We start from the raw sequence: 1,040 nt of genomic DNA, 5'->3' as shown, positions 1-1,040 counted from the left end.
CGGTACGTAGCGTGCCCTCTCCGAGTAGCTGTGGTCTGCCCCCGAAGGATTGCTGTGCGCTACCGTGGCTGGCTACCGCAAGGAGGCAGAGCGAAATGAGGATCCGTAGGATCAGTCGATTCGTTAGGTGATTCATTAGTCTTCCTTAGTATTGTATGGTTGTTTAAGTATTAAGCTTGTCTTCAGAAACGAGGTTGGTGAATCCTCCTCAAATGTAGTCACAATGCGCTCTCGTGGGCATGCTCTCTCCCGTGATGGATCGAGAACATTTACCTCTGTCACCACGGACGTGATAGTATGACTTGAGTCTATTATGTCCACATTCGGTCTGATTTCACACTCCAAGCAAAGGTATAAAATGTTTTGAAACGGAGCAATAGAGTCTTGATTCAAAACAGGGCTGACCAATCTCTCCTGAGGAAATCAGAAGTCTCTAGGGAGCAAACGAAAATTCTCCACGGAACCGGGAAATAAAAGTTCGGAAGAATGAAATGAAACTTCGGAAGAATCGAAAGTGGTTTTATAAACATCTCGTTTATAGGGTACTACGAATTTCGTGAAACATCGTGTAGCCATTTTGTAGCCAAACAGGCACTTTCAAAGACCTCAGTGGAAGGAGGTGGAAACTCTCTCTTCATCACAGGGGCAAATATACGACTTATTTTCCATATAGACAAGAGGATAGATAGCTAAATCCTCTTTTACGGATAGAAATTAGCTAGAAAAAACTTGGTAGTGTCAGAGTTTTTTGTTATCTTTGTAGTAGAGATGAAGCAGATAATCTTAATCGTAAAAGGTTAAGGAACAGTAATCTAGATAACCAACAAACCAAAAATAGAGATATGAATAAGACAAAAAAATGGAGCCTAGCAACAGTACTATGTGGACTGTTAGTAACTACTCTTCTAACCGCTTGTGGCGGTGGAGGAGGTAGCGTTTGGAAAGAGCCTAACTCCGAGAATAAAAGAGAGAAGCCAAATCAAGAGCTTCCAACAATAGAGCAAAGGCTGACCTTCAAAGCGGATAAACCCATATACTTT

The 1,040-nt window shown here is 42.2% G+C and carries 1 protein-coding gene; it reads left to right on the top strand.

The window, feature by feature from the left end:
* Positions 1 to 842 precede the first annotated feature (842 nt).
* Positions 843 to 1,040 (top strand): hypothetical protein (locus PORUE0001_RS00985; protein WP_007364580.1); only part of this gene is annotated, 198 nt, incomplete at its 3' end.

Source organism: Porphyromonas uenonis 60-3, assembly GCF_000174775.1.
GTDB classification, from domain to species: Bacteria; Bacteroidota; Bacteroidia; order Bacteroidales; family Porphyromonadaceae; genus Porphyromonas; species Porphyromonas uenonis_A.
Note: the sequence above shows the minus strand (reverse complement) of the source record. Positions and strands in the feature narration are given on the sequence as shown.